Source organism: Bradyrhizobium sp. (assembly GCF_049691595.1).
In the GTDB taxonomy this organism is placed as follows: domain Bacteria; phylum Pseudomonadota; class Alphaproteobacteria; order Rhizobiales; family Xanthobacteraceae; genus Bradyrhizobium.
The window spans coordinates 1-8,396 of sequence record NZ_JBAVNZ010000409.1 but is presented as its reverse complement, the minus strand read 5'-3'; the positions used below and the strand labels follow the sequence as shown (position 1 = coordinate 8,396).

General features: G+C 64.9%; 8 protein-coding genes. 4 read left to right on the top strand and 4 right to left on the bottom strand.

The window, feature by feature from the left end; translation table 11 throughout:
• From WCE35_RS17465 to WCE35_RS17455, 3 genes are all read left to right on the top strand, one after another.
• Positions 1-3,090 (top strand): efflux RND transporter permease subunit (locus tag WCE35_RS17465; protein ID WP_424594578.1); only part of this gene is annotated, 3,090 nt, incomplete at its 5' end.
• A gap of 147 nt (positions 3,091-3,237) precedes the next feature.
• A complete protein-coding gene (locus WCE35_RS17460) occupies positions 3,238-3,552 on the top strand; it encodes a type II toxin-antitoxin system Phd/YefM family antitoxin (RefSeq protein WP_424594577.1) in 315 nt (104 codons plus the stop codon).
• Entirely contained in the window at positions 3,549-3,998 is a 450-nt protein-coding gene (locus WCE35_RS17455) for a type II toxin-antitoxin system VapC family toxin (RefSeq protein ID WP_424594576.1), read from the top strand. Before WCE35_RS17460 ends, WCE35_RS17455 begins: the two co-directional genes overlap by 4 nt.
• 153 nt (positions 3,999-4,151) lie before the next feature.
• On the opposite strand, the gene WCE35_RS17450 is transcribed toward WCE35_RS17455, so the two are convergent.
• Positions 4,152-5,018: a hypothetical protein gene (locus WCE35_RS17450; RefSeq protein ID WP_424594575.1), complete on the bottom strand. Its 867-nt coding sequence runs from the start codon at positions 5,016-5,018 to the stop codon at positions 4,152-4,154.
• A gap of 141 nt (positions 5,019-5,159) precedes the next feature.
• Here WCE35_RS17450 and WCE35_RS17445 point away from each other — a divergent pair, with 141 nt between their 5' ends.
• Entirely contained in the window at positions 5,160-5,516 is a 357-nt protein-coding gene (locus tag WCE35_RS17445; RefSeq protein WP_424594574.1) for a hypothetical protein, read from the top strand.
• A gap of 27 nt (positions 5,517-5,543) precedes the next feature.
• Here the strand turns inward: WCE35_RS17445 and lysA are convergent, their stop codons facing one another.
• The 3 genes from lysA to argH form a co-directional block, all read right to left on the bottom strand.
• Positions 5,544-6,809 carry a diaminopimelate decarboxylase gene (lysA, locus tag WCE35_RS17440; RefSeq protein ID WP_424594573.1) on the bottom strand — a complete coding sequence of 422 codons (1,266 nt, stop codon included), beginning with the start codon at positions 6,807-6,809 and terminating at the stop codon, positions 5,544-5,546.
• 7 nt (positions 6,810-6,816) lie between these two features.
• Complete coding sequence (gene lptM / locus WCE35_RS17435) at positions 6,817-7,089, bottom strand: LPS translocon maturation chaperone LptM (protein ID WP_424594572.1); 273 nt, start codon at positions 7,087-7,089, stop codon at positions 6,817-6,819.
• A 105-nt stretch (positions 7,090-7,194) separates the two neighbouring features.
• Positions 7,195-8,396 (bottom strand): argininosuccinate lyase (gene argH, locus WCE35_RS17430; RefSeq protein WP_424594571.1); only part of this gene is annotated, 1,202 nt, incomplete at its 5' end.

Genomic DNA, 8,396 nt, shown 5'->3' with positions numbered 1-8,396 from the left:
CAGATCAGCGTTCCCATGGTCGACATCCGCGTCAACGCCGACGGGCTGCGCGGACCGGATGCGGTCGAACTCGTCACCAAGCCGCTGGAGGCCATCGTCAAGGGCATCGACGGCGTGGAGCACGTCTACAGCCAGACCGAAGACGACCGGGTGATGGTGACCGCGCGCTTCCTGGTCGGAACCAAATCCGAGGACGCGATCCTTCGCGTCCATGAAAAAATCCGCGCCAATCTCGACCGCATTCCGGTCGGCATCGCCGAGCCCCTGATCGTCGGCCGCGGCATCAACGACGTCGCCGTCACGGTGCTGACGCTCGCGCCAAGGCCGGGCGCGGCCGACCGCTGGTCGGACAAGGACCTGTACGAACTGGCCGACAAGCTGCGCGCCGAATTGATCAAGGTCGACAGCATCGGGCTGACCTATATTTCCGGCGGCGCCGCCCAGCAGATCCGGGTCGAGCCCGACCCGGAGAAACTGTCACTGTTCGGCGTCACGCTGCAGCAACTGGTCGCCAAGGTGAAGGACGCCAATCGCTCGTTCGTTGCCGGACAGGTCCGTGAAGCCGGAATCGTCCGCAACGTGTCGGCGGGCCAGACCCTGGCCGGCATCCCCGACATCGGTCTGCTCCTGATTTCGACCCGGGACGGACGGCCGGTCTATGTCAAGGACGTGGCCTCGGTGGTGATCGGGCCTAACACCGCCGAGCACCGGGTCTGGAATGATGGCCGGGACGGCCAGGGCAATTGGCAGCGCGTCCCCGCGGTCAGCCTGGCGCTGGCCAAGCGGGCGGGCGCCAACTCCGTGGTGGTTTCGGATGACATCGCGCATCGGCTCGAGGGGTTGAAGTCGCGCCTAATCCCCGACGACGTCGAGGTCGCGGTCACCCGCGACTATGGCGAGACCGCGAACGAGAAGGCGAATGAATTGTTGTTTCATCTCGGCCTGGCCACGGTCTCGATCGTTATCCTGATCGCGATCGCGATCGGCTGGCGCGAGGCCATCGTCACCCTGGTCGTGATCCCGACCACCATTCTGCTCACGCTGTTTGCCGCCAACCTGATGGGCTACACCATCAACCGGGTCAGCCTGTTCGCGCTGATTTTTTCGATCGGCATCCTGGTCGACGACGCCATCGTGGTGGTCGAGAACATCGCCCGCCATTGGGCGATGAACGATGGCCGGCCGCGCTTGCAGGCCACCATCGAGGCGGTCGCCGAGGTCGGCAATCCGACCGTCGTTGCGACCCTGACCGTCGTTGCCGCGCTATTGCCGATGCTGTTCGTGTCGGGGCTGATGGGCCCCTACATGGCGCCGATCCCGGCCAACGCCTCGGCGGCGATGCTGTTTTCGTTCTTTATTGCCATGGTGGTAGCGCCCTGGCTGATGCTGCGGCTGGCGCCGAGGCACGGGGTCGGGATTCCGGCTCACGCCGCTCACGACGAGGGCCTGCTCGGGCGCATCTATCGGCGCATCGCGACCCCGATCATCAGAAGCAAGCGTTCGGCCTGGATATTCCTGATCGGCGTCGGCACAGCCACGCTGCTGTCGATGACGCTGTTCGCGACCAAATCCGTGACCGTCAAATTGCTGCCGTTCGACAACAAGTCCGAGATCGCGGTCGTGGTCGATCTGCCCGAGGGCGCCAGCCTCGAGGATACCGAGCGGGTGCTGTTTGCGGCAGCGGACATCACGCAAGGATTGCCCGAGGCGATTTCAGTGCAGTCCTATGCCGGCACGCCGGCGCCGTTCAACTTCAACGGCCTGGTTCGTCACTATTACCTGCGCGAAAGGCCTGAGCTCGGCGAATTGCAGGTCAACCTCGCGGCGCGCGCGGATCGCAAGCGGGCCAGCCACGACATCGCGCTCGATCTGCGGCAGCGCCTCAAGGCGGTCGGGATTCCTCCCGGCACCAGCGTCAAGGTCGTCGAGGTGCCGCCCGGCCCGCCGGTTCTTGCGACGCTGCTGGCCGAGGTCTATGGGCCGGACGCGGCAACCCGACGCGCGGTGACGGGGGAGCTGAAGAAAATCTTCGCCGAGGTGCCGTTCATCGTCGATATCGACGATTCGATCGGGGAGAAGCGGCCGCGGCTGCGCCTTTCGATCGACCAGGACCGGCTTGAATTCTTCGGCGTCGAGCAGCGCGACGTCTATGACACCATCCAGACGCTGTTTGGCGGCGTATCGATCGGCTATTCCCACCGCGGCGAAGAGCGCAATCCGATCGAGATCGCGGTCCGGCTGCCGAAGCGCGAGCTCGCCTGGACGGAGGCGCTGGCTTCGACGCCGGTGCCCGCCAACACGCTTCCCGGAAGCAAGACCGTCGTCGAGCTCGGCCAGCTCGTGAAAGCCACGGCGGAACAGGGCTCGCCAACCATCTTTCGGCGCGACGGCCGCTTTGCCGACATGGTGATGGCGGAACTCGCCGGCCGCTTCGAGGCGCCGCTTTACGGCATGCTCGCGGTCGCCGACCGCGTCGACGCCCACGATTGGGGCGCGCTGCCGAAGCCGATCATTGGCCTGCATGGACAGCCGGCGGACGAGACCCGCCCGACGCTGCTCTGGGACGGGGAATGGGAAATCACCTATGTGACGTTCCGCGACATGGGCGCGGCGTTCGGCGCCGCGATCCTCGGCATCTACATCCTGGTGGTGGCCCAGTTCCGCAGTTTTCGGCTGCCGCTGGTGATCCTGACCCCGATTCCCCTGACCCTGATCGGGATTCTGATCGGCCACTGGCTGTTGGCTGCGCCGTTCACCGCGACCTCGATGATCGGATTCATCGCGCTGGCGGGCATCATCGTCCGCAATTCGATCCTGCTGGTGGATTTCATCCGTCACAGCGGCGGACAGGGCAAATCGCTGCGCGACGTGGTGCTGGAAGCCGGCGCGGTGCGCTTCAAGCCGATCCTGCTCACCGCGCTGGCGGCGATGATCGGCGCTGCGACCATTCTGCTCGATCCGATCTTCCAGGGCCTGGCGATTTCGCTGCTGTTTGGGCTGGCGTCCTCGACGCTGCTGACGGTGCTGGTCATCCCGGCAATTTACATGGCGCTTCGCGACAAGGCGCCATCGGCGCCGCCTGCGAAGTGAGTGCGCGTTCCCGGATGCCGCGCAGCGCGCCGCCCTGCGTCCGGGACGCGGAACAATCACAACCACGGCGCCGGCCGTTACCCTCATTCATCGCCCTCGAACAAGCCCTCATTGAAATTCCAGGACGCCCATGATAAACTGGTCAGTATGACCAGAAATGTAAAATCAGCCCCGACCGGGCCTCGCCGCGGTGCGGGCCTTCCGAAATCCGGCCATTGGCGGCTGCAGGACGCGAAGGCGCGGTTCAGCGAGCTGGTACGGCGCGTCCGCAGCGAGGGACCGCAGCACGTGACCGTGCACGGACGCGACGAAGTCGTCGTCATCTCGGCCGAGGAATTTCGCCGTCTCAAAGGAAATCTCACCGGCAAGTCCCTGATCGCCGCCATGCAGGCCTCGCCGCATCGCGATATCGCGATCGAACCGGAGCGCAGGCGGATGCCGGTGCGCGAGGTCTCGTTTTGACCGGCTGGCTGCTCGACACCAACATCCTCTCCGAACTGCGCCGCCCGAGACCGGAACGCAAGGTACTCGCGTTCATAAGCGCGCAACCGCTCGAACTTCTCTATGTCAGCGCGGTGGCCTTCGCTGAAATCCGGTTCGGCATCGAGCACGTCGCCGATGCCGGCCGTCGCGCCGAACTCCATGACTGGCTCGCGCACAAGGTGCGGCCGATGTTCGAGCAGCGCGTGCTCGCGATCACCGAGGACATCATGTTCAAATGGCGGCTTCTGGTCGAGGACGGGCGCAAGGCGCGCCACACCTTTTCCCAGCCCGATCTCATCATCGCCGCGACGGCGCTGCACCATGGGCTGACGATCGTATCGCGCGACGTCAGCGACTACAGGAAGGCGCGAGCGCCGGTGCTGAATCCGTGGAACGACCAGCCGCCGACGGGAAATTCGGACTGAGGATTCACGTCGTTGGCCTTCACTCCGCCGCATCGGCCACGCCGCGAAGTATAGGTTCCCGGACGCAGCTCATCGCGCTCGCGACACGGCACAGCCACGGCGCCGGCCGATCGATCGCGATCAGCAGGATGGCCGCAAACTCCTCGCCCGGGCTTACGCCATGCGGCTGGCCGGCATGGCGTTCCACCAATCGCGGATCAGCTTCTGTCGGCTCTCGAACTGAACCAAAAGGTCGGCGAACGGCCGTTCCTTCACGGGAATGGCGGCCTCGATCTTGCCGACGGCTTTCGCGCCTTCCCGCGCATCTTCCTCACCGCTGAACCGATGAATTTCGAAATCGCGAAAATTGGGCATCATGTGTTGAAAGCCCAGATGCGCCAGCCAGCTGAGCTGCAACAATTCATTCGGCGACAGATCGACACGGGTCTTTCCCTCCGCGGGCGTTTTCCGTCTGATCCCGGCGGCATGGCCCTTCAGCCAACAGGCCTCGCCAAGAGCGTCGCCCAATATCCACAATTGTGCGTGGCGTGGATCGGTCGAACCTGCTGGCCCCCTGAAGCGTTTTCCGGAGATGGCCTTGATGGCCTTGATGGCTTTTGCCACGCCATCGGGAGCGACCTGACCCTCGATCTCATAGTGCAGGCTGATACCCCTCGTGATCTCGCGGACGGCGTCTTCCATGCCCTGGTACCGCCCACGCTCAAAGTATGACCTTGCGCAGGACCAGGACGCGGCCACCAACGCGACCAAAAGGCCGCCCATCGTCAAGAGAATGTCCACCGCCCCTAACCCCGCGCTGGCTCGAAAGCATGTTCGAGCATGTCCCCTCACTAAATTTAAGTGGTTTTGATTAATGCAATCGTAAGCACGGTGATGCAGGCGGCACCGGAGATTTACGGAGTGGCGGCGCCATCTCGAGCGACTCGCGCAAAGCGCACCGAGGCCGGGCCGCGGCCGCATCGCCGACACCAGGCGCAGCTGCGAACCCGAGTTGAGAGTTGGCAATGCTTTGTTATCCACGCGCCGAGTTCTCGACCGCGCCCATGAACTTACCGGCGCGAACCCGCCTTGGGGAAAGCCGACGTTCAGGGATAATCAAAGATTCAAGCGGACCTTGACGGGATCGGCGCATGCGAATGCAGCCAATTTCGGGGTCCGGAAATGCGGGCGAGTCTGCGTTATTTCTCAAAACCGCCAAAAGATGCAACCGCCGCCAACGAGGCCGCCTGGCAGCGTTCCCTCGCACTGCCCCCGAAGCATTTCGCCTCCTGCCAAAACCCCGAAGGCGCCCTCGCCCGGCTGGCTGGCTGGGCTGACGAATTCGTTGCTCTCGTGCTCGGTCTTGGTCGCTTCGAGGAGGTGAACGACCAGCCGGGTCGTACCGCGGAGACGTCATGCAAGCCAGCCGCGATCATCTGCGACGCCGCGCATGCGCCCGCCTCGCCTCGGACCGGCGATTTGCACGACGTCACCGGCCATCATCGCTATTACGGCAGCGCGGCCTATTACGACAGTTGAACATCCAACGCGACCGTTTTACCTCTGTCATAGCCACGGCGCCGGCTTGTCCATCGCGATCAGCGCCTCGACCTCGACGCGCGGACGCACCACGGCGTATTGATCGTCCTTGACCAGCACCTCCGGCACCAGGGCGCGCGTGTTGTAGCTGCCGGACTGCACCGCGCCATAGGCGCCCGCGGTCATGACCGCCAGGAGATCGCCGGGCGCAGGTTCCGTCAGCGTGCGGTCGAGCGCGAGGTAATCGCCGCTTTCGCAGACCGGGCCGACCACATCGGCGGTGATGGTGCGCGCGCCGTTGACGGCCTCGCGGACCGGCAGGATGTCGTGATGGGCTTCGTAGAGCGTCGGCCGGATCAGGTCGTTCATCGCGGCATCGATGATGACGAAGTTTTTCGCCTCGCCGCGCTTCAGATAGATCACGCGGGTGACGAGGATGCCGGCATTGCCGACGATCATCCGCCCCGGCTCGAACATCAGCGTGCAGCCGAGATTGTGCGTCACGCGCTTGACCATGGCGGCATAGGCGTCGGGCGCGGGCGGCGCCTCGCGATCCCTGTAATAGGGAATGCCGAGGCCGCCGCCGAAATCGACATGCGAGATCATGTGGCCGTCGGCGCGCAGCATCTGGACGAATTCGGCCAGAATCCTGAACGCGGTTTCCATTTTTCCGAGATCGGTGATCTGGCTGCCGATGTGCATGTCGGTGCCGGTGACCTCGATCCCCGGCAGTTTGGCCGCCCGGGCATAGACCGCGCGCGCCCGCGCGATCGGAATGCCGAACTTGTTCTCGGATTTTCCGGTGGAGATCTTGGCGTGGGTGCCGGCATCGACATCGGGGTTGACCCGCACCGAGATCCGCGCGGCCCGGCCGGTTTCGACCGCGAGCCGCGACAGCAATTCGAGCTCCGGTTCGGATTCGACGTTGATGCAGAAGATGTCGGCGGCCAGCGCCGCGCGCAGTTCGGCCTCGGTCTTGCCGACGCCGGAGAACAGGATCTTTTGCGGTGGAATGCCGGCGGCCAACGCCCGCTGCAATTCGCCGCCGGACACCACGTCGGCGCCGGCGCCGAGTTTTGCCAGCGTGCGCAGCACCGACTGATTGGAGTTGGCCTTCATGGCGTAGCAAATCACCGCCTTCTCGCCGGCAAACGCTTCGGCGAAGACGCGGTAATGGCGTTCCAGCGTCGCGGTCGAATAGCAATAGAACGGCGTGCCCACGGCTTCCGCCAAAGCGGAAAGATCGACCGCCTCGGCGTGAAGCACGCCGTTGCGATAGTCGAAATGGTTCATGGCGCGCTCAGTTGCCCAGCAGCGGGTCGAGAACGAATGATTTCTTGCGACCCTTGGACGCCGCGGGCGCCGAATCCGATCCGTAGCCCGGATTGAACACGCCGGGCTGGTTGGCCCGCGCGGCCTCGGAATCGGCTTCCACGGCGGTCTGCGACGGCAGCGCCGCGCTCGGCGGCAGGTCGAGCCCGCTCTTGCGCCCGCAGCCGCCCAGCGCGAGCGCGAGCAGGCTCAAAAGGATGAGGGCCCATCCCGGCGATGTCAGGCGGTGGTCACGTTTCACGACGAAATCCCCAATGCGCGGGTCGCACCATACAAAGATTGGTTCGCTCTGGCGAGACCCGACGATCCCCGAACACCCATGAAATTGCAGCGAAAATTTTTCCGCTCAGCCCAACTTCCGCTGTTTTTCCAGCCGCTTCAGCCAGGCCTTGGCCTGCGCCAGCACGTTTCTGGGCGCGGTGCCGCCATAGCTGGTCCGGCTTTTCACCGAAGACTCCACCGAAAGCACTTTCAGCGCGTCAGCCGTGATGTCAGGCTCGACCTCCTGCATCGCCTTCAGCGGCAGCTCGTGCAGCGCCACGCCATCCCTCGACGCCAAAGCGACGATGCGCCCGGTGACGTGATGGGCGTCGCGGAACGGCATCTTCAGCGTCCGCACCAGCCAGTCGGCGAGATCGGTGGCGGTGGCATGGCCCTCGCCGGCAGCCAGCCTCATCCGCGCCTCATCGGGCACGAGGTCTTCCACCATGCCGGTCATCGCGCGGATCGCCAGCGACAGCGCGCAAAAAGCTTCCATCGCGCCCTGCTTGTCCTCCTGCATGTCCTTTTGATAGGCGAGCGGCAGGCCCTTCATCACGATCAACAGCGCGGTGAGCGCACCGATCACCCTCCCCGTTTTGGCGCGCACCAGTTCGGCCGCGTCCGGGTTGCGCTTCTGCGGCATGATCGAGGAACCCGTGGTGAATTTGTCGGATAGTCGCACCAGGCCCGCCAGCGGCGAGGTCCAGATCACGATCTCCTCGGCGAAGCGCGACAGGTGCACGGCCGCGATCGCCGCCGCCGACAGGGTTTCGAGCACGAAGTCGCGATCCGAGACCGCGTCGAGCGAATTGGCCATCGGCCGGTCGAAGCCGAGCGCTGTTGCCGTCGCGGCCCGGTCGATCGGGAAGGAAGTTCCGGCCAAGGCTGCGGCGCCGAGCGGCGATTCATTGAGGCGCTTGCGCGCGTCGGCAAAACGGCCGCGGTCGCGCGCGGCCATCTCGGCATAGGCGAGCAGATGATGCCCGAAGGTCACCGGCTGCGCGGTCTGCAGATGGGTGAAGCCGGGCATCACGGTGGCGGCATGTTCCAGCGCCCGCCTCGCCAGCGCGTGCTGGAACGCGGCCAGCGCCGCGTCGGTCTCGTCGATGACATCGCGGACATAGAGCCGGAAATCGGTCGCGACCTGGTCGTTGCGCGACCGCGCGGTGTGCAGCCGTCCGGCGGCGGGCCCGATCAGCTCGGAAAGCCTGCTCTCGACATTCATGTGAATGTCCTCCAGCGCACGCTTGAAATCGAACGATCCCCCGGCGATCTCTGACAAAATCG